Annotated in this window: 17 protein-coding genes and 1 pseudogene; 6 read left to right on the top strand and 12 right to left on the bottom strand. The window is 49.4% G+C overall.

The window, feature by feature from the left end; genetic code table 11:
• Positions 1–345: 345 nt before the first annotated feature.
• A complete protein-coding gene (locus HMPREF3052_RS00935; protein ID WP_049351069.1) occupies positions 346–1,299 on the bottom strand; it encodes an L-lactate dehydrogenase in 954 nt (317 codons plus the stop codon).
• Positions 1,300–1,855: 556 nt separating this feature from the next.
• Here HMPREF3052_RS00935 and HMPREF3052_RS00930 point away from each other — a divergent pair.
• Complete coding sequence (locus HMPREF3052_RS00930; protein ID WP_070747869.1) at positions 1,856–3,658, top strand: ATP-dependent nuclease; 1,803 nt, start codon at positions 1,856–1,858, stop codon at positions 3,656–3,658.
• Positions 3,659–3,893: 235 nt separating this feature from the next.
• A pseudogene (locus HMPREF3052_RS11875) lies at positions 3,894–3,965 on the top strand (dioxygenase); the annotation flags it as partial.
• 75 nt (positions 3,966–4,040) lie between these two features.
• Here the strand turns inward: HMPREF3052_RS11875 and HMPREF3052_RS00925 are convergent.
• A complete protein-coding gene (locus HMPREF3052_RS00925) occupies positions 4,041–5,099 on the bottom strand; it encodes a pseudouridine synthase (protein WP_003686367.1) in 1,059 nt (352 codons plus the stop codon).
• Between the two features lie 159 nt (positions 5,100–5,258).
• On the bottom strand, positions 5,259–5,891 hold the full coding sequence (gene pdxH / locus HMPREF3052_RS00920; protein ID WP_003686383.1) for a pyridoxamine 5'-phosphate oxidase: 633 nt from the start codon (positions 5,889–5,891) through the stop codon (positions 5,259–5,261).
• A gap of 111 nt (positions 5,892–6,002) precedes the next feature.
• Here pdxH and dut point away from each other — a divergent pair, with 111 nt between their 5' ends.
• The 3 genes from dut (at position 6,003) to guaA (ending at position 8,682) form a co-directional block, all read left to right on the top strand.
• Entirely contained in the window at positions 6,003–6,455 is a 453-nt protein-coding gene (dut, locus tag HMPREF3052_RS00915) for a dUTP diphosphatase (protein WP_003680707.1), read from the top strand.
• A 186-nt stretch (positions 6,456–6,641) separates the two neighbouring features.
• Complete coding sequence (locus HMPREF3052_RS00910) at positions 6,642–6,968, top strand: hypothetical protein (protein WP_004464437.1); 327 nt, start codon at positions 6,642–6,644, stop codon at positions 6,966–6,968.
• A gap of 148 nt (positions 6,969–7,116) precedes the next feature.
• Positions 7,117–8,682: a glutamine-hydrolyzing GMP synthase gene (guaA, locus tag HMPREF3052_RS00905; protein WP_070747866.1), complete on the top strand. Its 1,566-nt coding sequence runs from the start codon at positions 7,117–7,119 to the stop codon at positions 8,680–8,682.
• A gap of 70 nt (positions 8,683–8,752) precedes the next feature.
• Here the strand turns inward: guaA and gloB are convergent, their stop codons facing one another.
• From gloB to HMPREF3052_RS00865, 8 genes are all read right to left on the bottom strand, one after another.
• Positions 8,753–9,502 carry a hydroxyacylglutathione hydrolase gene (gloB, locus tag HMPREF3052_RS00900; RefSeq protein WP_070747863.1) on the bottom strand — a complete coding sequence of 250 codons (750 nt, stop codon included), beginning with the start codon at positions 9,500–9,502 and terminating at the stop codon, positions 8,753–8,755.
• A 23-nt stretch (positions 9,503–9,525) separates the two neighbouring features.
• Positions 9,526–10,611 (bottom strand): hypothetical protein, encoded by a 1,086-nt coding sequence (locus HMPREF3052_RS00895; RefSeq protein ID WP_070747861.1) that lies wholly within the window; start codon positions 10,609–10,611, stop codon positions 9,526–9,528.
• Positions 10,612–10,877: 266 nt separating this feature from the next.
• Positions 10,878–11,690, bottom strand: a complete 813-nt coding sequence (locus tag HMPREF3052_RS00890) for an HNH endonuclease (RefSeq protein ID WP_070747858.1) — start codon at positions 11,688–11,690, stop codon at positions 10,878–10,880.
• Positions 11,691–12,013: 323 nt separating this feature from the next.
• Positions 12,014–15,910, bottom strand: a complete 3,897-nt coding sequence (gene purL, locus HMPREF3052_RS00885; protein ID WP_070747855.1) for a phosphoribosylformylglycinamidine synthase — start codon at positions 15,908–15,910, stop codon at positions 12,014–12,016.
• A gap of 306 nt (positions 15,911–16,216) precedes the next feature.
• The gene (rep, locus tag HMPREF3052_RS00880; protein WP_070747853.1) at positions 16,217–18,217 is read right to left on the bottom strand and encodes a DNA helicase Rep; all 2,001 of its coding nucleotides are present in this window, start codon (positions 18,215–18,217) and stop codon (positions 16,217–16,219) included.
• A 91-nt stretch (positions 18,218–18,308) separates the two neighbouring features.
• Positions 18,309–19,244 (bottom strand): dihydroorotate oxidase, encoded by a 936-nt coding sequence (locus HMPREF3052_RS00875; protein ID WP_070747850.1) that lies wholly within the window; start codon positions 19,242–19,244, stop codon positions 18,309–18,311.
• A 227-nt stretch (positions 19,245–19,471) separates the two neighbouring features.
• Positions 19,472–20,653 (bottom strand): aspartate aminotransferase family protein, encoded by a 1,182-nt coding sequence (locus HMPREF3052_RS00870; RefSeq protein WP_070747846.1) that lies wholly within the window; start codon positions 20,651–20,653, stop codon positions 19,472–19,474.
• Between the two features lie 112 nt (positions 20,654–20,765).
• On the bottom strand, positions 20,766–21,710 hold the full coding sequence (locus tag HMPREF3052_RS00865; RefSeq protein ID WP_070747843.1) for a class I SAM-dependent methyltransferase: 945 nt from the start codon (positions 21,708–21,710) through the stop codon (positions 20,766–20,768).
• 336 nt (positions 21,711–22,046) lie between these two features.
• Between HMPREF3052_RS00865 and HMPREF3052_RS00860 the strand changes: the two genes are divergently transcribed.
• The gene (locus tag HMPREF3052_RS00860) at positions 22,047–23,456 is read left to right on the top strand and encodes a DEAD/DEAH box helicase (protein ID WP_070747840.1); all 1,410 of its coding nucleotides are present in this window, start codon (positions 22,047–22,049) and stop codon (positions 23,454–23,456) included.
• A gap of 129 nt (positions 23,457–23,585) precedes the next feature.
• Here HMPREF3052_RS00860 and leuB read toward each other — a convergent pair whose 3' ends face one another.
• Positions 23,586–24,656, bottom strand: coding sequence for a 3-isopropylmalate dehydrogenase (gene leuB / locus HMPREF3052_RS00855; RefSeq protein ID WP_004520344.1), 1,071 nt, complete (start codon positions 24,654–24,656; stop codon positions 23,586–23,588).
• Positions 24,657–24,714: the final 58 nt, after the last annotated feature.

Raw genomic sequence — 24,714 nt, 5'->3', positions numbered from 1 at the left:
CGTCTGAAAACTGGAAATTTGGTTTTCAGAGACGTTTGTTATAGGCGGATTAGTACCGTCATTCCTGCGCAGGCAGGAATCCATCGTAAAACTTGAGAAACCTTTATTTGAAAAACAGTTTCCGAATTTCAAAAATGGATTCCCACCGTAGCCTGTCCTCGCGTAGGCGGGGGCGGGAATGACGACAATCGGTAAATTGTGTATCGAAAATAAAGTAACTTAGATATAGGTATTTTTTATTTGAATTTAGAATATTGACGAATTAACTTCCCCATACATAGCAAACGTCGTCTGAAAACCAAATTTCCAGTTTTCAGACGACGTTTTACTTAGAGGCGATTCTGTTTATCCGACCATTTCATCGACTTTGCGTTGATAGCTTTTCAACAGCTCCGCCGAGCGGGCAAAGCGTTCGGTTTCATCGTCGGAAAGTTGCAGGTCGATGATGCGGACCGCGCCTTGGCGGTTGACGACGGTCGGTACGCCGATATACACACCGTTTTGTCCGAACTCGCCTTCAAGCAGGGTGGAAACGGGCAACACGACGCCTTGATTGTGCAGGATGGCGTTGGAGATACGGCTCAAGCCCATACCGATGCCGTGGCTGGTCGAACCTTTGGCGGCGATGACTTCGTAGGCGGCATTGCGCACGGTGTTATAGATTTTGTCCATACGCGCCTGCCCGTCTTCTGATTGTTCCAACATCTTCTGAACCGACATACCAGCGATGTTGGCGGTACTCCAAAGCGCAATGATGCTGTCGCCGTGTTCGCCGATCATCATGGCATCGACGCTCCAAGGCGCGACGTCGAATTCGTTGCCCAGACAAACGCGGAAACGGGCGGAGTCAAGGATGGTGCCTGAGCCGATAACGCGCTCTTTGGGCAGCCCTGAAAAGCGCAGAACGGCATAAGACAGTACGTCCACAGGATTGGAGGCAACCAAGAAGATGCCGTCAAAGCCCGAAGCCATGACTTTCGAAACGATGTCGTGGAAGATGCGCAGGTTTTTGTCGATTAAGTCCAAACGGGTTTCGCCGGGAGCCTGCGCCGCGCCCGCACAAATACACACGATGTCTGCATCCGAGCAATCATCGTAATCGCCGACGTAAATGCGCGCAGGCGAGGCGGCATAAGGCATTCCGTGGCGGAAGTCGCGCGCTTCGCCTTCCGCGCGCGTGCGGTTGATGTCGATTAAAACCATGTCGTCGCACAAGGCTTGGTTGAGCATGGAATAGGCGTAGCTGACACCGACCGCGCCCAAGCCCACAACGACCACTTTGTTACCAACTTTTTTCATATTTATTCCTGTTTGTTTGTGAATAGGAATTATTAATAACACTTGGACAGAGTGGCGTCAAATTTCAGACGACCGAGGTCTTGAAATGCTCAAAAAATAGGCGGAAAACGGCGTGCAAAACGACACTTGCCAAACCGTGCAAACCGACCTCATCCAGAAGACAGCGGTTTGGTGCACATCGAGCTATGCAGCAAAAGCCAAATCTTACACCTATTCAACTATTAAGATAATACCTTCAAATTCTTCAGTTTAGATATTGGGCTACTTGCTACACCAAGCTTTTGGGATGCAGAGATCCTATTCAAAAGAAATCGCATTCTCACCGAATTCCAAGGTGCACCGACTGAACAATGTGTCTTGCAAAAACTGATTGATACGATACTAAAGACAATACAGTCCTATACTGAGAAATCGGAAAAGACACGGTAGAATTGGATTTTGTGCTGCAATATGGGCAAAATGTTGTGCTTATTGAAGTCAAAGCGGAAGAGAATTTGAAGGCGAAGAGCTTGAAAGTTTATGCTACTTAATATGTTAATTGCTAAGGAACTAAATTATGGAATTTCCATTATCTATTACTGCTCATATCAATAGCCATGAAGGTGATTTTTCTAGAGGAATTGAGCTAAGATCACCATTAACATTTATTGTTGGTCCAAATGGTTCGGGCAAAACTCATTTATTAAAAGGGTTAAAAGGAAGTTTTAATGCTCTCACGAATAAAAAAGTTCGTTTTATTTCTGCTGGACGGTTAGCCCCATTAGAACAATATCGTTCAAAAACAGATCAATATTCATATGATATTGATCAAGCAAAATTTGGAGATAAGTATGAAACCGAGCAACGCCATCAAATAGAATCAATTTCAGGAGATCTTCATACTCTCTATAAATGCCCAGATATACTTATTAAAGTTCAAGAGAGGTTGCGAAAATTATTCAAAAGAGATATTGAAATAGACTGGGATTCTGGTTATCTAAAAGTCTCCTTTTCAAGAATAGGAGCTAGCAATACTTATTACTCATCTGCTCGTGAAGCATCTGGGTTATTACATCTCGTTGGAATTTTATCTGCACTATACGATGATGAGGTTGGCGTTTTACTTATTGATGAACCTGAAGTTTCATTACACCCACAATTACAAGCCTTTCTACTCAAAGAAATTACACGAGTTGCAGGAATTCCTGGTGAAGATGACTATAAAAAAATAATTGTGATGGCAACACACTCAACAGAAATGATCAAGATTTCTAAAACAGATGATTTGTTATCTTTTATTTTTTGTAATGATTTAAAAGAAGAACCTATTCAGATTCCTAAAGATGCAGGAGAGTTACAAAATAAACAAGTAAAAGGTCTTGTTGCTCGATTGGGGCAAGAACACAAATTAGCCTTATTTTCTAAAACACCACTTTTAGTTGAAGGCCCATCTGACGTCATTATCTGCAATACACTTTCAGATAAATTATATTTAAATCTTGAAGCAGCAGGTTCACAGATATTGCCGATTAATGGAAAAGGAGCCATGCCTGAAACAGTTAAATTATTTAGACTGATGGGTAAAATACCAACAGTTTTAGTTGATGCAGACTGTTTTGCTGATGGTCTAAATTTAATTAACTCTTATTTTAGTGATGAGGAAATAAGAAATATAGCTGATACTTTAGCAAGTAAACAAGGAATGGATGGTATTTTGAAGGTGACTAATGATATTTATAACAAATTTTGTACATTAGTTGATAAAAATTGGGATGAGATTGCAGAAATTGCTAAAAATTATCCTTATTTCACTTTGCTACAAGATGAGGTATTAAATAAAAAACGCTCGGTCTTATTTACTTTGCTTAACCATGATAATTTAAGTGGTGAATGGGAGAAATTGAAAAATAGAATTACTGTATTATTTGATATTTTTGAAGAAGTAGGGTTGTTTATTTTAAGAAAAGGAGCTATTGAATCCTATTATGATGATAATGTAATTGAAGATAAAGTTAATGCTTCTGTTATTGAAAGTGAAAAAATTTTATCTTTATCAGAAGATAATCTTGAAAGTAGATACCAAGACATTATAAAGTGCTTGAAATTTGCTTCAAATAGTGAACCCATTGATGAATCAAGAGCGATTCGAGATGAATTTTTATCCTTTATTTCTCCAATTCATGCCCATTATGCTGAAGGGGCAAAAAATTTGAATGCATTAGGTAGGCCATCATCAATATTTCATCATCAAATTAATGAGGAAGAGAAACTAGAAGTATCTATAGCTAGCAAGGTGTTAGATGTAACAGGGTTTCCTATTGTCTTGAGTAAAGATGATGATGTACGAAAAGTTATTAATCAGAAATTAGGTATTGCATAAATGTAAGTCAACTTTGTTTTACTAAATAATATAGTTGCTAAAAAATACCAATTAAATAAGCAAAGGTCGTCTGAAACCATTTTCGGACGACCTCTTTTTAACTTTACAGCAAAGCCAAAGAATATTTCATAATTTCCTATTTGGAAAATATGTTGTTCATAAATTGAGATTTATTGCTTAATCATTTATCCGTACAATCCGCCTCATCAGATATTAAGGAGGCAACGATGAAAAAATGCCTGTATTATTTGTCAGACATGGCAGTCCGATGAATGTGTTGGATAAGGAAAATCCTTTCAATACCCACTATTTTTATGACTTAGGCAAGATTTTGTCGGGCTGAGACGATTTTGCAAAAGTCTCAGCCCCGATTTATCTTACATTAACTTTTCTTCCGGCGACGTTCGCCAGGCAGCAGCATATCTGCCCATTTGATGATGTTGGCGACTTCTGCCGGATTGAGTTCGTAGAACTGGCCGCGTTTGAGGCGGTTTGGCAGGCCGATAGGGCCGAAGCCTACGCGGACGAGGCGGCTGACGGTCAGGCCTTGGCTTTCAAAAATACGGCGTACTTCTCGGTTGCGGCCTTCTTTGATGACGACGTTGTACCATTTATTCGCGCCTTCACCGCCTTGTTCGTAGATGCGTTCTACTTTAGCCAAACCGTCTTCGAGCATGACACCTTCTTCGGTCAGGACGCGCATTTGTTCGGTGGTCAACTCGCCCAATACGCGCACGGCGTATTCGCGTTCTACTTCAAAGCTGGGATGGGCAAAGCGTTGAACAAGTTCGCCTGAAGTGGTTAGGATCAAAAGGCCGCTGGTATTGATGTCCAAACGGCCGATGGCTACCCAGCGGCTGCTGGCTGCTTGCGGCAGGCGGTCGAAAATGCTGACGCGGCCTTGCGGGTCGTCGCGGGAAACGATTTCGCCTTCTTGTTTGTAGTAGAGGATGATGCGTGGAAGGCGGTCGGCCCATTTGAGTTTGATGATGCTGCCTTTGACGGTAACGTGGTCGTCAGGCGTAACTTTTTCGCCCAGTTGCGCTACGCGGCCGTTGACTGTTACCCAGCCGTTGCTGATCCATTCTTCCATTTCGCGACGTGAGCCGACACCGGAAGCGGCCAGGACTTTTTGCAGGCGCTCGGGTTCAAAGCGTGAAAGGTCGCTGCGGCGTTCTTTCAAATCGCGGGCGTGCTCCATGATTTTTTGGTTGGGATTACGGACCACCAGTTTTTTGGCTTTGGCGGCTCGTTGTTTTGGGGCGGTATTTTGAGCTTTGGGGCCGTCTGAAACTTTTTGGCCGTAAGGTTTGCCTGATGTTTTTCGTTCGTCGTCTGGACGTTTCTTATTGGCAAAGGATTTGGCCGGTTTGGAAGGTTTTTTGGCGGTAGAGGATACGCCGTCGCGCCATTGGCGTTTGCTGGAAGGCTGTTTGGACATGATTTTTCCTAACTCGCTTGAAAAAGCGGTTCTTCTGCGGCGGTTGCGGCAGGGGTTGGATTGGGGGAAAAGGCCGTCTGAAAATCAAATTCAGACGGCCTGCCGATGAAAGGTTGTATTGTAACTCAACCAGTAAATTTTTGTTTGAAAATCCGAAAATTATGGCGAAAGGCGTTCGCGTATCCAGTTGCCATCAACTAAGCGGTATTGGATGCGGTCGTGTAGGCGGCTGGGGCGGCCTTGCCAGAATTCGATGCGGTCGGGAATAACGAGGTATCCGCCCCAATGCGGCGGGCGGGGAACATGCAGGGGGTGTTTGACACCGACGGCCGCGGCTTTGGCCACCAATACGGCTTTGCTGGAAATCACTTCGCTTTGCGCACTTGCCCATGCACCGATACGGCTGGTATACGGGCGGCTTTCAAAATATTCGTCCGAAGCGGCGGCATCGAGTTTTTCAATGCGCCCTTCAACGCGCACTTGGCGTTCGAGTTCCGGCCAGAAAAAAGTCATGGCGGCAAAAGGGTGAGCCGTATAGGAACGGCCTTTTCGGCTGTGGTAATTGGTAAAGAAAACAAAGCCTTTGGGGTTGACTTCTTTCAGCAATACCATGCGGCTGTTGGGCCTGCCGTCTTCGCCCACGGCGGCAACGTTGACCGCGGTCGGTTCGTTGACTTCGGCGTGAATCGCTTCGTTCAGCCATTGCTCGAATTGGACAATCGGGTCGGCGTGGCATTCGGCTTCCGACAGCTCGCGTTTGCTGTAATCTTCGCGGATATTGTGCAGATCCATGATTTTCCTCCTTAGGTCTGACTGAATCATACTCCGTTTTTTCAGACGGCCTCAAGGGCATTTGTGTATAATCGTAGCCCTTTCCAATATAGAACAATACGGAGTCCTGTCATGCAAACCGAAGTCGAACTGAAAATCTTAAATCCGAAAATGGCCGATTCTCTGCCTGCTTATGCAACGCCCGGTTCTGCCGGTTTGGACTTGCGCGCCTGCTTGGATGAAGCTGTTGTGTTGCAGCCGGGCGATGTGTATCTCGTTCCGACCGGTTTGGCCGTACATTTGGCCAACCCTGCGTATGCAGCCGTTTTGTTGCCGCGTTCCGGCCTGGGTCATAAACACGGTATTGTTTTGGGTAATTTGGTCGGTTTGATTGACTCGGATTATCAAGGCGAATTGAAGGTTTCTTTGTGGAACCGTGGTAAAGAAGCGTTTACCATCGAGCCGATGGAGCGTATCGCGCAAATGGTGATTGTGCCGGTTGTCCAAGCCGCGTTTAAAGTTGTGGACGAGTTTGCCGCCAGCGAGCGCGGTGAAGGCGGATTCGGCAGCACCGGCAAAGCCTGATGATTTAAAAGGCCGTCTATAACAGGGGAAATTGAAATATTTGATTTCGGTTTGCCGCGGTTCAGACGGCCTTTTGGTTGAGACAACCTTTGCATAATTACACACAAGATTGCATTTTTATATCTTGCCTGCATGGCCGACGCACCCAATAATACAGGCCGTCTGAAACCTTTACGGAGCGTTGTTATGTCCCGCCCCTCACTTTTTCTGCCTTTATTTTTGATTATCTTTGGTGCGATTTGGTTTTTACGCGCTACGGATATTTTGCCTGCGACATCGACAATGATTGCCGGCGCATTAATTATTTTGGGCCTTGCCGTATTGATTATGGACGGCATCAACAAACAGTCCATCGTTTCCGGCCCGATGCTGGTTTATATCGGTACAGCCATTTATCTGCACATGAGCTACTGGATTTACCTCTCGCCGCTGTTGGCCATCGGCATGGTCGTGTTGGGTTGCCTGCTGTTGCTCTCGCGCAGTGATATGATTCCTGAAAAACACACAAAATAGAAAGATGAGAGATTTGGGTTTTGCCCTATAAAGGCCGTCTGAACAATGGTATAATCCGCCGTTTCAGACGGCCTTTTTTATTGTGGTTTAAATTTGAAATTTGCCCTCATGGCCGCACCGTTTTCTTACATTTTGCAAAGTTTCCGCCATGACCCAAGACAAAATCCTTATTCTCGACTTCGGCTCGCAAGTTACCCAGCTGATCGCCCGCCGCGTGCGCGAAGCCCATGTTTACTGCGAACTGCATTCTTTTGACATGCCTTTGGAAGAAATCAAAGCTTTCAACCCGAAAGGCATCATCCTCTCCGGCGGCCCTAATTCCGTTTACGAATCCGATTATCAAGCCGATACCGGTATTTTTGATTTGGGCATTCCAGTTTTGGGTATTTGCTACGGCATGCAATTTATGGCGCACCACTTGGGCGGCGAAGTTAGCCCGGGCAACCAACGCGAATTCGGTTATGCGCAAGTTAAAACCATCGACAGCGAGCTGACACGCGGCATTCAAGATGATGCGCCAAACACGCTCGACGTATGGATGAGCCATGGCGATAAAGTTTCCAAACTGCCTACCGGCTTCTCTGTCATCGGCGACACCCCGTCTTGCCCGATTGCCATGATGGAAAACGCTGAGAAACAATTCTACGGCATCCAATTCCACCCTGAAGTGACCCACACCAAACAAGGCCGTGCGTTGTTGAACCGCTTTGTCTTGGATATTTGCGGCGCACAACCAAGCTGGACCATGCCGAACTACATCGAAGAAGCTGTTGCCAAAATCCGCGAACAAGTCGGCAGCGACGAAGTGATTTTAGGTCTGTCGGGCGGCGTGGACTCTTCCGTAGCGGCTGCGCTGATTCACCGTGCCATCGGCGACCAACTGACCTGCGTGTTTGTTGACCACGGTTTGTTGCGTTTGAATGAGGACAAAATGGTGATGGATATGTTTGCCCGCAACTTGGGCGTACGCGTGATTCACGTTGATGCTGAAGAGCAGTTTTTGGCGAAACTTGCCGGCGTGACCGATCCGGAGAAAAAACGCAAAATCATCGGTGCGGAATTTATCGAAGTATTTGACGCTGAAGAGAAAAAACTTACCAACGCCAAATGGTTGGCGCAAGGTACGATTTACCCTGACGTAATCGAATCCGCAGGCGCGAAAACCAAAAAAGCCCATGCCATCAAATCCCACCACAATGTCGGCGGCCTGCCTGAAAACATGAAGCTCAAGCTGCTTGAGCCGTTGCGCGACTTGTTCAAAGACGAAGTGCGCGAATTGGGCGTCGCTTTGGGCTTGCCGCGCGAAATGGTGTACCGCCATCCGTTCCCCGGCCCCGGTTTGGGCGTGCGCATCTTGGGCGAAGTGAAAAAAGAATACGCCGATTTGCTGCGTCAGGCAGACGATATTTTCATCCAAGAATTGCGCAATACTACCGACGAAAACGGCACATCTTGGTACGACCTAACCAGCCAAGCCTTTGCCGTATTCCTGCCTGTGAAATCCGTCGGCGTGATGGGTGACGGCCGCACATACGATTACGTCGTTGCCTTGCGTGCCGTGATTACCAGCGACTTTATGACTGCCCACTGGGCAGAGCTGCCATATTCGCTGCTCGGCCGCGTGTCCAACCGCATCATCAACGAAGTCAAAGGCATCAACCGCGTGGTTTATGATGTCAGCGGCAAACCGCCTGCCACGATTGAATGGGAATAATCTCTAAATAATAAAGGCCGTCTGAACAGATATTATTCAGACGGCCTTATTCTTTAGGGATCAAGCCCAATTAAAATTGATTTTTCAATTCACGCAAAGCAGCAAAGACTTCGAGTTCGCTGTTAAGTTTTCGTCCGCTCAATTCTTCGGCACGTGCCTGAACTTGAGGTAGGTGTACGCGGAAAAACGGATTGACTTTGCGTTCGTGTGCCAGGCTGACAGGCAGTGTCGGCGTGTGTTCGGCTGTGGCCAAGGCCGTCTGAATGTCGGCATTGTCTGGCTCGATATGCAGGGCAAAGCGCAGATTGGAGGCTGTATATTCGTGCGCCGGATAAAACAGCGTTTCTTCGGGCAGTTGGTTGAATCGGTGGAAGCTGTCGTAAAGCTGCTCAATCGTTCCGGTAAATACGCGGCCGCAACCGGCGGAGAACAAGGTATCGCCGCAGAAAACGTGCAGGCCGTCTGAATTTTCCAACAGATAGCTGATGTGGCGGTCGGTATGGCCGGGGGTTGCCCAAACGGTAACCAAGCCTTCGCCAAACGGGAACTGCGTACCTGCGGTAACGGTATGCGTCGCTACGTCGATGTCGCTTTCGCCATAGATTGGGGATTCTAAAAAGCCGTGGAACAGGCTTTTCGCGCCGCCGGTATGGTCGGGGTGTGGATGGGTAATCCATGTTTGCGCCAGCATCAGACGGTTGTGGACGAGGAATTTCAAAACGGGTGTGGCATCAGACGGATCGACGCAGGCGGCATGATTGCCTTCTTGAATCATCCAGATGTAGTTGTCGTTTAGGGCTTGGATTGGCGTGATTTTCATATGCTTTCTTCTGGTTAGGGGTTTCAGACGGCCTCCAAATAATCTTTGATATTCGGGCTTTGGCCGAACACGGCTTCATGGGCTTGATGGATGCACAGTCGGTTGAACAGCAATCTTTGGGTTTGGTCGCCATCGATAATCCGCACTTGGCCTTGCAGTTTGGGCGCGTCGTGATGAAAGGTATTCTTAAACGCGTGCCAACGGTTGGTTTGCAGATGGATGACGGCAAACATATCGTGCGAAATATTAACGCCGACGCTGAATAGTTTGGCCGAGGCTTGCAGGCAGAAACTGCTGTCGCCAAACAGGCACAGCCCCGTGTTTTCCGGATAGCGGAACAATTCGATTTTCACGGCTTCGGGTTCGGCAAAGATGTTGCAAAACAACCGTTCAAACAGCGACGGCTGCACCACGCCTTCGCTCAACATACCGTAAAGCCCGCCCAGCCAATCAACATAGCCGAGAAAAGTGAAACGGTAGTCCTGCATAATGGCTTCAATGCGCTTGGGGTCGCGTTTGCTGATCAAGCGGACAAATTCAAAACCGACTTCCGGCAGCCGCGCCCGAAGTGTTTGGTGCAGGCGGTGGGCAAACAGGTTTTTATGGTTGTGCGGATTGCGCAGAATGCCGAGGAATTTCAGCCGCAATATCCGCCACAAGGTATCCGGTACTTTGACGGTATCGGCATTTGCCGTAGGTGTTTTCAGACGGCCTGCAGGTAAGGTGCGCAGATGATTGCAGGCCTCTTCGTAGCCGCTTTCATGACGGTTGAACCAGCTTTCCAGATTGTATTGGTTGGCGGAGTCTTCGACAAAGGTCAGCGTATAGAGGTTTTTCGCGGCCAAGTTGCCGATGATGTTGACGCTTATCGCTTCGCTGCGGTTTTGTTCTTTACCGCGGGCTTTTTCGCCAGTATGGAACATAGACAGCGGCAGGCGGTAAACGTTTTGGTTTTGCGGGCTGACCTGCGGATTATGCGCATGCTGCCGCTGCTCGGTTTGGGCGATGAAGTGGTGTTCCTTCGTCGGATTCGCGGTCAACAGGGCGTAAGGCTTTTCTCCGCATTCGGGAAATTCGCAATCGCTGAGGATAAAGGCTTGTCGAGTCATAATGTCGGAAAAGGCCGTCTGAATATGTCGATTATAGTTTAAAAGTGGGAATTATACAGAATGATGCTTCTGCTTGCAGAATACGCTAATAGGAATCCAAAAAACACTTCGCCGCCGTCATTCCCGCCTGCGCGGGAATGACGGTAATTGGTTAGTATTTGTACGCAAAAGGACGCAAAAAGGTCGTCTGAAAACAGATAGAGCATGGTTCGCTAAATCGTTTTCAGACGACCTTAAATCAACGGACTGTTCAACACTATTTATTCTTATTTTTGGAAAACATGGTTGCGGTGATACTCAAAATATTTTTCGCTTTTCGGTCGAATTTTTAATTTCATACGGGAAGAAATTCCAAGTCGCTTTTGATTTTCCAGATCGATTTTTGGACTGATTTTTATCGTACCGTCGGGATCAAACGTAATTAGTCCTTTATCGAATAATGCGTCGATATTGGGTGCGAGCATCAGACCATTGAAGGGATCTAAACGTTCGTTATTATTGCACACACTCCAAGGTTTGATATGGCTGGCAATGAGTAAAGACTCGATATCTAGACCTGTCAGTGGACAGCTCGGATATAGTTTGAATACGTCTTGCCGGAATTGATTTTGCCCTCTGCGGACTTTTATTAAGCTTTTTAGTTCGGTTTGCTTTTCTGGGCTAGTTTCGGAGGCTAAACGGTTTTCGAGTTCAGCTATATTTTTTCCTAAGTGTGGGATAGAAGTTGTGTAAAAATTTGGTTCTTCAGTTAGCCAAGCTGTATTTTCTTCGTCTAATTCCTTTTTAAAACAAGCTTTACATCTATTTTCTCTATCATATTCATTCCAACTCCATTTTCTGAGTCTCTCTCGGGAGTTGGAACAAACTTTAAAATAATCTGAACCTTTTGTTGTCCAATTTTCGCCTTTTTTTTCAGTTGGAAAGCTGCCACAACCACTACTAGCTTTGTGCAACATAGGGTATATAGGTTTGGTTTTACCTTTGTTTATGTTTAGTACAAAACCATTTTGGTTGTTCTCAATCCATTCAATAAATTCATCATCATTCGGCATGTTTTTAAAAATTACTATGTCAGACATAAGTTTCTCCAAATCTTTCTATAAATTCAACTAAGTTTTTTTGTATATATAGGTTCGGGACAAAAAAATCTAGGTCGTCATTCCCGCGCAGGCGGGAATCCAGAAGCTTGGATTTACAGTAGTCTTTGAGTATTTCTGAAATACAGAGGTCTGGATTCCCGCCTGCGCGGGAATGACGGCGGTTGGTTCGGTCTTCATACGCATTGGTTCGGTCTTATACGTAAAAGAATATATAAAGGTCGTCTGAAAACAGATATAACAGAATCCGCTAAATCGTTTTCAGACGACCTTTTCTTTAAAGCCGAATCAAATCAGCCTGCCGGTTAACCCAAAGCCTTCCTCGCTCCGGCGAAGAGGCGGTACCAGCCGGACAGTTCTGTCCAGTCTTCCGGTTTCCAGCTCATTTGCGCGGCGCGGTACACGCGTTCGGGGTGGGGCATCATGATGGTGACGCGGCCGTCGGCGTTGGTCACGCCGGCGATGCCCTGCGGCGAGCCGTTGGGGTTGAGCGGGTAGGTTTGGGTAACTTGGTTTTGTCCGTCGACGTATTGCAGCGCGATGCCGAGGCCGTCTGAAATTTTGCCGCCGTGAAGCGCGAAGTCGGCGCGGCCTTCGCCGTGGCTGACGACGACGGGCAGGCTGGAGCCTTGCATTTCGTTCAGAATCAGGGAGGCTGATTTGGGGACGTGAACCATGCTCAGGCGCGCTTCGAACTGTTCGCTCAGGTTGCGCTTGAACTTCGGCCAGCCTGCCGTGCCGGGGATGATTTCGGCGAGGTTGCTGACCATTTGGCAGCCGTTGCACACGCCCAATGTCAGCGTGTTCGGGTCGGCGAAGAAGGCGGCGAACTGGTCGCGCAGGGCGGGGTGGAACAGGATGGATTTCGCCCAGCCTTCGCCCGCGCCGAGTACGTCGCCGTAGCTGAAGCCGCCGCACGCCGCCAGCATTTTGAAGTCGGCAAGGTGGACACGGCCTGCCATCAGGTCAGACATATGTACGTCGTAGGCATCGAATCCGGCGCGGGTAAAGGCGGCGGCCATTTCGATTTGCCCGTTCACGCCCTGTTCGCGCAGGATGGCGATTTTGGGTTTCGCACTGCTGTTGATGAACGGCGCGGCGATGTCTTCGTTCACGTCGAACTTCACGTCGGCAAACAATGCGCTGCGGTCGTTGTCGCCAATCAGGGCGAACTCGCTGTCGGCGCAGGCAGGGTTGTCGCGCAGGCGTTGGATGGCGTGGCTGGTTTTCTGCCATGCGCGTTGCAGGTCGGCGCGGGTTTGTTCCAACACGATGCCTGCCTGATTGCGGATAACGATTTTTTCGTCAGTACCGATGGTGGCAACGGTATGCAAGGGCAGCGTTGCCGCTTTGAACAAGGCTTCTACTGCCGCAACATCTTGTTTGGCAATTTGAATCACTGCGCCCAGTTCTTCATTGAACAATGCGCGTATGCTGGCTTCGTTGACGTCGGCTTGGTTGGCAACCAGTGAAGTCAAATCCACATTCAAGCCGCAACGCCCCGCAAACGCCATTTCCACCAACGTCGCAAACAAGCCGCCGTCGCTGCGGTCGTGATACGCCAAGAGTTTGTCTTCGGCAACAAGCTGTTGAATCACGCCGTAAAAGGCTTTCAGACGACCTGTATCGTCCAAGTCGGGCGCTTCGCCGCTCATATTGTTATAGACCTGACCGAACGCCGAGCCGCCCATACGCGCTTTGCCGAAGCCCAAATCGATAAACAGCAATACGCTGTCTTCGACGTTTTTCAATTCGGGCGTAACGGTTTTGCGCACGTCTTTCACAGGCGCGAACGCGGAGATAATCAGGCTCAACGGTGAAACGACGGATTTTTTCTCTTCGCCGTCCTGCCACACGGTTTTCATCGACAGGCTGTCTTTGCCCACGGGAATGCTCAAATCCAATGCCTGACAGGCTTGGGAGACGGCCTCGACGGTGCGGTAGAGTTTTTCGTCTTCGCCCTCGTTGCCGCACGCCGCCATCCAGTTGGCGGAAAGTTTGATGTTGCCGATGTCGCCGATGTTGACCGCCGCGATGTTGGTGATGGCTTCGCCGACACACATTCTGCCCGAGGCGGGCGCGTCAAACAGGGCGACGGTCGGTTTTTCACCCATAGACATTGCTTCGCCGCGATAGGTGTTGAAACCCATCATGGTCACGGCGCAGTCAGCTACGGGGGTTTGGTATTTGCCGACCATTTGGTCGCGGTGGGTCATGCCACCGACGCTGCGGTCGCCGATGGTAATCAGGAAGTTTTTGGCGGCTACGGTAGGCAGGCGCAAAACACGGTAGGCGGCTTCGGTGATGTCGATATTGCCCGCGTTAAACGGTTTTTCAGACGACCTTACGGTTTTGTCGCTGCGTGTGGTTTTGGGCGGTTTGCCGAGCAAGACGTTCAGCGGCAAATCGACGGGGTTGTTGGAGAACAAGTCGTCGCGTACTTTTAAGTGGCCGTCGTCGGTCGCCGTGCCGACTACGGCAAACGGGCAGCGTTCGCGTTCGCAGATGGCGCGGAAGGTGTCCAAATCTTTTTCCAAAATCGACAACACATAACGCTCTTGCGATTCGTTGCACCAGATTTGCAGCGGGTTGAGGCCGTGTTCTTCCAGCGGCACTTCGCGCAGCTTGAATACCGCGCCGCGTCCGGCATCGTTAACGAGTTCGGGGAAGGCGTTGGACAGGCCGCCCGCGCCGACGTCGTGGATGGAGATAATCGGGTTTTTGTCGCCGAGCTGCCAGCAGCGGTCGATCACTTCCTGCGCGCGGCGTTCGATTTCGGGGTTGCCGCGTTGTACGGAGTTGAAGTCCAAAGAGGCATCGTTCGTGCCGGTATCCATCGAAGAAGCCGCGCCGCCGCCCAAGCCTATGAGCATGCCCGGGCCGCCCAGTTGGATCAGCAACGCGCCTTCGGGGATTTCGTCTTTATGCGTCTGCTGCGCCTGAATACTGCCCAAGCCGCCGGCGATCATAATCGGTTTGTGGTAGCCGCGAACTTGACCTTCAAACTTCTCTTCAAAAGTGCGGAAGTAGCCCAAGAGGTTGGGGCGGCCGAATTCGTTGTTGAACGCCGCACCGCCGATGGGACCTTCGATCATGATGTCCAGCGGCGAGGAAATGTGTTCCGGCTTGCCGTAGTCTTGTTCCCACGGCTGTTTGAGGTCGGGAATGTTGAGGTTGGACACGGTAAAGCCGGTCAAGCCTGCTTTCGGACGTGAGCCTTTGCCCGTTGCGCCTTCGTCGCGGATTTCACCGCCCGCACCTGTTGCCGCACCGGCAAACGGCGCGATAGCGGTCGGGTGGTTGTGCGTTTCCACTTTCATGATGATGTGCGTGTCTTCCTCGTGGAAACGGTAGCCTTGGTTTTCCGCCGCATTCGGATAGAAACGCTCGATTTTCGCGCCTTCAATCACGGACGAATTGTCTTTATAGGCGACGACCGTGCCTTCGGGATGCGCGTTGTGCGTATCGCGTATCATGCCGAAGAGGGATTTCGGCTGTTTTTCGCCGTTGAGGATGAAATCGGCGTTGAAGATTTTGTGGCGGCAGTGTTCGCTGTTTGCCTGCGCGAACATCATCAGCTCAACATCGGACGGATTGCGCTGCAAAGCCTGATAGTTTTCAACCAGATAATCGATTTCGTCGGCGGAGAGTGCCAAACCCATTTCGGTATTGGCTTTGACCAAAGCCTCTTTGCCGCCGCCCAAAACATCGACGGTGGAAAAGGTTTCGGATTCGAGATGGTGGAATAATTTGGAGGCCGTCTGAAAATCGGGCAGCACGGATTCAGTCATGCGGTCGTGCAGCAAAGCCGCCCATTGCTGTTTCTGTTCATCATTCAGACGACCTTCCAGCCACACCGCCATGCCGCGCTCGATGCGCTCTATGCCTTCCAAACCGCAGTTTTCCGCGATATTGGTCGCCTTGGAAGCCCACGGCGAAATCGTACCCAAACGGGGCGTTACCAAAAATAAATGCAAGCCCTCGCGCGCTTCGGGCGTTTGTTCAACGCTTTGCGCCGCCAACAAGGCTTGCAGTTTTTCGACTGTCGCGGCATCAAGTGCTTTTTCGCTACCGACAAAATACCAAAATTCGCTGCTTAATTTGACTTCGGGCAGGCCGAGAGCAGCTGCTTTTTGGAAGAGTTTTTCAACACGGAAATCGGAAAGGGCGGTTACACCGCGCAAGGGCAGAACAACAGACATGGATTCAGCTCACAAAATGCAGTTGGGGAATCCATTATTATACCTTAAAAATGCAATTTTGCTTGTGAATTTATACTTCAAGTGTTGACAATTTTTGCTTGTAAATTGAAGGGGAATAAGGCAATCGTGCCGCCCAGTTTTTTATTTTGTACCTGATTATTAGATTATTTTTGTTTATTTTTGAAGAATCGGGAGAAGTGGGGATAAATAGGCGTAACGATATAAAGTGAAAATTATTTAATTGTTGACTTTGACATTTTGCTGACAATAAGGCCGTCTGAAACCTTACTTTCAGACGGCCTTGCTTTACCCTTTTCTTTTATTTCCCAACATATCCAGCAATCCTGCTAAATTACTTTTTCCTTCTTCCTTGCTCACAATCGGCTCGCCGCCTTTGCGCCCTAAAATCTTGATGTCTTCCTGCGGCATTTCGTCTATGAAGCGGCTGGGTTCGGGGAACTGCCATGTGCCTTGTTTTTTGCGTTTGACGCAGTGGGTCAGCGTAAGCTGGCGTTTGGCGCGGGTGATGCCGACGTACATCAGGCGGCGTTCTTCTTCGACGTTGTCTTCTTCGATGTTGTCGTTGTGCGGCAGGATGCCTTCTTCGCAACCGACAAGGAAAACGTAGGGGTATTCTAAACCTTTGGAAGCGTGCAGGGTGGAGAGTTTGACAGCATCGACTTCTTCTTCGCTTTTACCCTCCAAAAGCGTCATCAGGGCGATGGTTTGGGCAAGCTCGATGATGTTTTTACCATCTTGCTCGCCTTTGCGTTCCAACCAGCCGGTCAGGTCGCTGACGTTGCGCCATTTGATTTCGCCTGCTTTGCCTTCTTCGTTGGCCAATAGGTGGTTTTCGTAGTCGATTTCTTTCAGCAGGTTATGAATAAGCTCGCCTGCTTCGCTGGTTTCGGCTTTGGCACGGTAGTTTTCAATCATATCCATGAAAGCTTGCAGGTGTTGGCGGTTGGTATGGTTCAACAGGGCAAGCGCTTCTTCTGTTTGCGCGGCTTCATATAGGCTGCATTCGTGTTCGTGTGCGTAGGTATTGAGCTTGCCCAGAGTCACGTCGCCAATACCACGTTTGGGCGTGGTGACGGCGCGCAGGAAGGCAGGATCGTCATTGGGATTGGCAAGCAGGCGCAAATAGGACAACACGTCTTTGATTTCGGCTTTGTCGAAAAAGCTTTGTCCGCCGGAGAGTTGGTAGGGAACGCGCGCGCTGCGCAAGGCTTCTTCAAAAATCCGCGCCTGATGGTTGCCGCGGTATAAGACGGCGAAATCGGCGTATTGGGTTTTGTCGCCGCCAACCAGCTTCTGTTTGACGATTTGGCTGACGACCCAGTCGGCTTCGTGTTGTTCGTTTTGGCAGGCAACGACTTTGACGATTTCGCCTTCGCCGAACTGCGACCAAAGTTTTTTGGTGAACAGCTTGGGATTGTTTTCAATCACTTTGTTGGCGATTTTGAGAATCCGCGCGGTGGAGCGGTAGTTTTGCTCCAGCTTGATGACTTTCATCTGCGGATAGTCTTCCTGCATTTTGCGCAGGTTTTCCATGTTCGCACCGCGCCATGCGTAGATGGATTGGTCGTCGTCGCCGACGGCGGTAAACATGCCTTCCGCGCCGGTCAAGAGTTTCATCAGCGTAAATTGGCAGGTATTCGTATCTTGGCATTCGTCAACCAACAGATAACGTAGCCGCCGCTGCCATTTGTTGCGCACTTCGCTGTTTTGCTGCAACAGCACGGCGGGCAGGCGGATTAAGTCGTCGAAATCCACCGCCTGATAGCTTTGCAGGGTTTCCTGATAACTCGCATAGACGCGTGCTGTTTGTTGTTCCCACACATTAGCGGCCGTCTGAACTGCCTCTTCAGGCGTTTTTAAATCGTTTTTCCAAAGGGAGATTTGATGCTGCGCTTTGAATATGGCTTCTTTGCCCGTACCGCCTAAGAGCTCGCCGATGATTTTGGCGCTATCGGTAGAGTCGAGGATGGAAAAATTTTTTTTGTAACCGATATGGTTTGCCTCTTCGCGCAGAATCTTCATGCCCAAAGAGTGGAAGGTGCAAATCGTCAGCCCGCGTGTTTGCGATTTGGGCAGCATTTTGGCGACGCGCTCCTGCATTTCCGTAGCGGCTTTATTGGTAAAGGTAATCGCGGCGACGGTATGCGGCAGATAGCCGACATTGACAATCAAATGCTTGATTTTTTGCGTAATCACGCCGGTTTTGCCGCTGCCTGCGCCGGCAAGGACGAGCAGGGGACCACCTAGATATTTGACCGCGGCTTGCTGTTGGGGGTTGAGTTTCATTGAAGGGGAAGACGGGTAATGTGGGGAGCAATTATACAACAAGGCCGTCTGAAATTTTCAGACGGCCTTGGGCGTTTTTTTAGAGTAAACCTTATGCAAAATATTTCAATTTGCCTTTGAAGTCTTCCAGTTTTTCGTAGCCTTTTTGCGCCATGATGGCTTTAAATTCAAGGGAAACCCGTTCAAAAATGTCCACGCCTTGCTGGTGTAGCGCCGTGCCGATCTGCACCATGCTTGCGCCGCACAAGATGTGTTCAAATGCATCACGGCCGCTGTAAACGCCGCCTGTTCCGATGACTTGGATAGATGGATCCAGTCTTTGATAGAACGAGTGGACATTGGCGAGCGCAGTCGGTTTGATGTATTGGCCGCCTATGCCGCCGAAGCCGTTTTTCGGGCGGATCACGACGGATTCGTCTTCAATATACATGCCGTTGCCGATGGAGTTGACACAGTTGACGAATTTTAGGGGATAGCGGTTGAACACTTTCGCCGCTTGATCGAAATGGGCAATATCGAAATACGGCGGCAATTTGATGCCCAAGGGCTTGTCGAAGTAGGTAAAGGCATTATCCAAAATCATCTCGGTTGTTTCAAAGTCGTAGGCGATTTGCGGTTTGCCGGCGACGTTTGGGCAGGATAGGTTGAGTTCGGTAATACCGTTGAACCCGCTGTTTTGCACCTTTTCCAACAGGATATGTGTTTCGCCGGGCGACAGGCCGACCAATGATAGGAAAAATGTCCGTTCCGGCTGAGACTCTTGAAGGGTAAGCAGGTAATCCAGATAGTAATCAATGCCTTGATTCGGCAAGCCCATCGAATTAATGCTGCCGAGAGGCACGTCCCGATAACGCGGCTCGGGATTGCCTTGACGAGGGGTAAGCGTTGCTGTCTTGGTAATGAAAGTGCCTGCCGAAGACTGTCTGACTGCTTCCAATTCCTCAACAGTCATGCACGATACACCAGCGGCATTCATCAGACAGTTGTCAAAAGAAAAACCGGCGATTTGAGTTTTCAACGATACCATCTCCTGCTCCTTTTCTTCGTAAAATCAAATTGTTTACCAAGAGTAACACGAAGAGGCGGTACGATTTTTTAACAAACATCAAATGACAAAGCATGTAGGCGGATGTTGTTTTCAATATTGAAAAAGGCCGTCTGAAAAACTCAAAATAGTCTTTCAGACGGCCTTCACTATATGGCATCAATTAGGAACAAAAGCTGTTGGCTGATTTGGATATTGGGTTTTAAAAATCAGGCCAACCATTCGTCCAAAGCCGCTTCAAAACGTTTCAAGCCTTCGGCCATGTCTTCATCGTTCAGCAGCAGGCTGGGGGCAAAGCGCACCACATTGGCGCCGGCAACCAGTACCATCAGGCCGTGTTTTAAAGCAGCGGCGGTGATTTCCGAAGCCTTGCCTTCGTATTTGTCTGCCAACACGCAGCCGAGCAGCAAGCCCATGCCGCGGACTTCTTTAAATACGCCGGTCTTTTCGCCCAATTCACGCAAGGCCGTCTGAAGTTTTTGGCCTTGTTGTTTAACGTGTGCCAATGTTTCGGGCGCATTGATGATGTCAAACGCACGGCTGCCGACCGCGCACGCCATTGGGTTGCCGCCAAAGGTCGAGCCATGTGTTCCGGGGCCGAAGGTTGGGGCGATTTTATCGGTGGTCAGAATTGCGCCAATCGGGAAGCCGCTGCCCAAGGCTTTGGCGGAGCTGAGAATATCGGGTGTCACGCCGTAATGCTCGTAGGCAAACAGTTTGCCCGTATGGCCCATGCCGGTTTGCACTTCGTCCAAAATCAGCAATGCTCCGTGTTTGTCGCATAAACGGCGTGCGGCTTGAAGATATTCTTGGGTGGCAGGCAGGATGCCGCTTTCGCCTTGAATCGGCTCGATAATCACGGCGCAGGTTTTGTCGCTGACGGCTGCTTCCAATGCGGCAACATCATTGAAGGGAACGTGGGTAATGCCGGCCGGCAGCGGCGCGTAGTCTTTGCTGTATTTGGGCTGGCCGCCGACGGATACGGTAAACAGGGTGCGGCCGTGGAAGCTGTTGAGGCAGGAGATGATTTCGGTTTTGTGTTCGCCAAAATGATCGCGGCCGTATTTGCGCGCCAGTTTCAGCGCGGCTTCATTGGCTTCTGCGCCGGAATTGCAGAAAAACACTTTGTCGGCAAAGGTGTTTTCGACCAATTTCTTGGCCAATTCTTGCGCCGATTGGGTGGTATAGATATTAGAAATGTGCCAGAGTTTTTGCGACTGCTCGGCCAAGGCTGCGACCAAATCGGGATGGCAATGGCCCAGCGCGTTCACAGCAATACCGCCTGACAGGTCAATGTATTCTCGTCCTTCGGTATCCCAAACCCGGCTGCCGAGCGCGCGTTCCGGAATCATGGGGGCGAATGAGAAATTGGGTGTCAGGTAGTTTTGCATGTTCTTTTCCTTTTGATATTGTCAACAATCTCTTGAATTATGCGCCTATTGGTTGAGAGATTCAATATGGCAATCAGGCCGTCTGAAAACTGGCTTTCAGACGGCCTGATGCTTATTTATGCTTGATTTCCCAGCACTGATGGATTTTCTTGTTGCGGAAATCGTCGGGAACGGATTGTTTGGAAATGTCTTTGACGGCGTATTGTTCCGATACAGAATCGTCCAACACAAAGCTGCGTAGATTGTTGGAGAAATACAGAATGCCGTCTGAAGCGAGCAGGCTCATTGCGCCGTCAATCAGTTTTTTTTGGTCGCGCTGGATGTCGAGGATGTCGAGCATCTTTTTGCTGTTGGAAAAGCTGGGCGGATCCATGACAATCATGTCGAATTTTTTGCCTTCATCTGCGGCGTTTTGTAGGTATTGGAACACGTCGGCGCGGACGATTTGGTGTTGTTCGGGGTCGATGCCGTTGAGTTCGAAATTGCGTTTCGCCCAATCGAGATAAGTGTTGGACAAATCGACTGTTTCGCTAGTTACCGCGCCGCCGGTGGCTGCATAGACGGTGAAGCTGCCTGTGTAGGAAAACAGGTTGAGGAAGCGTTTGCCTGCTGCGGTTTCGCCAACTTTTTTGCGCGTGTTGCGGTGGTCGAGGAAAAGGCCGGTATCGAGGTATTTGTCGAGGTTGACCCAAAACTTGCGACCGTTTTCAGTAATCACGAAGTCATCGCCGGTTTTGCCGGTTTTCTCGTATTGCTGCAGGCCTTTTTGGCGTTCGCGGCGTTTGAGGTGGATTTGTTCGAGCGCAAAACCGGTCACAAAACCGATGGCTTCCAATACATCCTCAAGCCATGCTTCGTATTCTTCGGGCTGCATCAGCCAGCCGGTATCGTATTCCTGAAGATGGATTTGGTCGCCGTAAACATCGACGGCAAAGGGAAATTGGGGAATATCGCGGTCGTAAATGCGCCAGGCTTCGATATTGTTGCGTTTTGCCCATTTCATAAGATGTTTGATGTTTTTGCCCAAGCGGTTGGCAAAGGGGGTAATGTCGGTCATGGTTTCAGACGGCCTGAATAAGTATTGGGAAGGGTTTGGATTTTAACGCACTTGATGTCTTTTGGCTTGACTGTTATCCATAAAATCTATATTATCCGCCGTTCGTCTTTTGATACGAAGCCATCGTCATCCAACCTAAACCGCCGTTTCGGGCGCGTTTCTTTTATTGCTTGCATATTTGCAAAGCCTTTTCTGTGCAGGTTGTCGTCGATGTTAACCACAAGCAAGATGCTTGCGACAACCCTGTAACTTCACGTTTCCCGTATCGTTACTTTCCTTTGCTTCAGGTCGTCTGAAATTGTTCAGGCGTGCGCGTTGTTGTCTCTTAGGATAGATATGTCTATTAAATTTGCCGATTTGAACCTTGATAAAAACATTTTGTCTGCCGTAAGCAGCGAGGGTTATGAAAGCCCGACCCCGATTCAGGCGCAAGCGATTCCGTTTGCTTTGGACGGCCGCGACATTATGGCTTCGGCACAAACCGGTTCAGGCAAAACCGCAGCCTTCCTGCTGCCGACTTTGCAAAAACTGACCAAGCGCAGCGAAAAACCGGGCAAAGGCCCGCGTGCTTTGGTGTTGACTCCGACCCGCGAATTGGCGGCTCAAGTGGAAAAAAACGCGCTGGCGTATGCTAAAAATATGCGTTGGTTCCGTACTGTCAGCATTGTCGGCGGCGCATCTTTCGGCTACCAAACCCGTGCTTTGAGCAAACCGGTTGACCTGATTGTCGCCACGCCGGGCCGTCTGATGGATTTGATGCAGAGCGGTAAAGTTGATTTTGATCGTTTGGAAGTGCTGATTCTGGACGAAGCCGACCGTATGTTGGACATGGGCTTTATCGATGACATCGAAACCATCGTGGAAGCGACGCCGAGTGACCGTCAGACTTTGTTGTTCTCCGCCACTTGGGACGGCGCGGTGGGCAAACTGGCGCGCAAACTGACCAAAGACCCTGAAACTATTGAAGTTGAGCGTGTGGATGATCAAGGCAAAATTGAAGAGCAGCTGTTGTACTGCGATGATATGCGCCATAAAAACCGCCTGCTCGACTACATCTTACGCGATGCCAATATCGATCAATGCGTGATCTTCACATCAACCAAAGCCATGACTGAAGTCATCGCGGATGAATTGTACGAAAAAGGTTTTGCCGCCAACTGCCTGCACGGCGATATGCCGCAAGGCTGGCGCAACCGCACGCTGATGGACTTGCGTAAAGGCCGCTGCAAAATTTTGGTTGCCACCGATGTAGCCGCACGCGGTATCGACGTACCGACCATTACCCACGTTATCAACTACGACTTGCCGAAACAGGCTGAAGACTACGTTCACCGCATCGGCCGTACCGGCCGCGCAGGCCGTACCGGTATTGCGATTACTTTTGCCGAAGTGAACGAATACGTCAAAGTACACAAAATTGAAAAATACATCGGCCGTAAATTGCCTGAGCTGACCATCGAAGGCATGGAACCGACACGCAAACGCAAACCTGCCAGTGGCAAACCGAAAGGTAAAGGCAGTTGGGGCGATCGTAAATCAGGTGGCTGGCGTGGCGATAAGAAACCGGCTAAAGAAGGTTTCGGCGGTAAAGCTCGCGGCGAAGGCCATAAAAAAGACGGTTTCAAGAAAGATGGCTTTAAGAAAGACGGTTTCAAAAAAGCTGACGGTTTTAAAAAAGGTGGCGAAGGCTTTAAAGGCAAGCGCAAGTCTAACGACAGCTTTGGCGGCAAACACAAAAGAGGTTGATTTTTTCAATCTGAAGGCCGTCTGAAAAAGATATAAGGGCGTGTGAAAACACGCCCTTTTTTATGGTTAAAAGTTTTTGCATATAAAAAAGCGTGGGATTAGCCCCACGCTTTTTTTCAGACGGCCTTCTTACAAAGCGGCCAATACGGCATCGCCCATTTCCGAGCAGGAAACCAGTTTGGTGCCTTCTTCGTAAATGTCGCCGGTACGCAAGCCTTGTTGCAGTACTTTTTGTACAGCGTTTTCAACTTGTTGCGCGCGTGCTTCGTCGTTCAGGCTGTAACGCAACAGCATGGCAAGAGACAATACGGTTGCCAGCGGATTGGCCTTGTTTTGACCGGCAATGTCGGGAGCTGAGCCGTGCGACGGTTCGTACAGGCCTTTGCCGTTTTCGTCCAAAGAAGCGGAAGGCAGCATACCGATGGAGCCGGTCAGCATGGAGGCTTCATCAGACAGAATGTCGCCGAAGATGTTGCCGGTGGCAATCACGTCAAACTGTTTCGGCGCGCGTACCAACTGCATGGCAGCGTTGTCGACGTACATATGGGAAAGCTCTACATCAGGGTATTCTTTGCCGATTTCTTCAAAGATTTCGCGCCACAGTTCGGTGGTTTCCAAAACGTTGGCTTTGCCTACGGAGCAGACTTTTTTGCTGCGTTTTTGGGCGGATTGGAAGGCAACGTGGGCAATACGGCGGATTTCGCTTTCGCTGTATTTCATGGTGTTGTAGCCTTCGCGTTCGCCGTTTTCCAAAACACGGATGCCGCGCGGTTCGCCAAAGTAAATATCGCCGGTCAGTTCGCGTACAATAAGGATGTCGAGGCCGGCTACGATTTCCGGTTTCAGAGTGGAAGCATTGGCCAGCTCTTTATACAAAATGGCAGGGCGCAAATTGGCAAAAAGATTCAAGTCTTTACGAATAGCCAACAAGCCGCGTTCAGGGCGCAGCGGACGGTCGAGATTGTCGTATTGAGGAGAACCAACTGCACCAAGCAAGACCGCATCAGCTTTACGGCAAAGGTTTTGCGTGAATTCTGGATAAGGATGGCCGTATTCGTCATAGGCTTCACCGCCCAAAGGCGCGTATTCGTAGCTGACATCCAAACCTTGTTCGATAAGTTTGTCGAGTACACGGACGGTTTCTGCAACGATTTCAGGGCCGATGCCGTCGCCGCGCAAGATAGCGATATGTTTGGTCATTTCGGGTTTCCTTATGGGAAGGTTTTAGGTAAAGGGCAGGCTGTCAGTTTTTCAGACG

Origin of the sequence: Neisseria sp. HMSC056A03, assembly GCF_001815685.1 — a bacterium.
In the GTDB taxonomy this organism is placed as follows: Bacteria; Pseudomonadota; Gammaproteobacteria; order Burkholderiales; family Neisseriaceae; genus Neisseria; species Neisseria subflava.
Note: the sequence above shows the minus strand (reverse complement) of the source record. Positions and strands in the feature narration are given on the sequence as shown.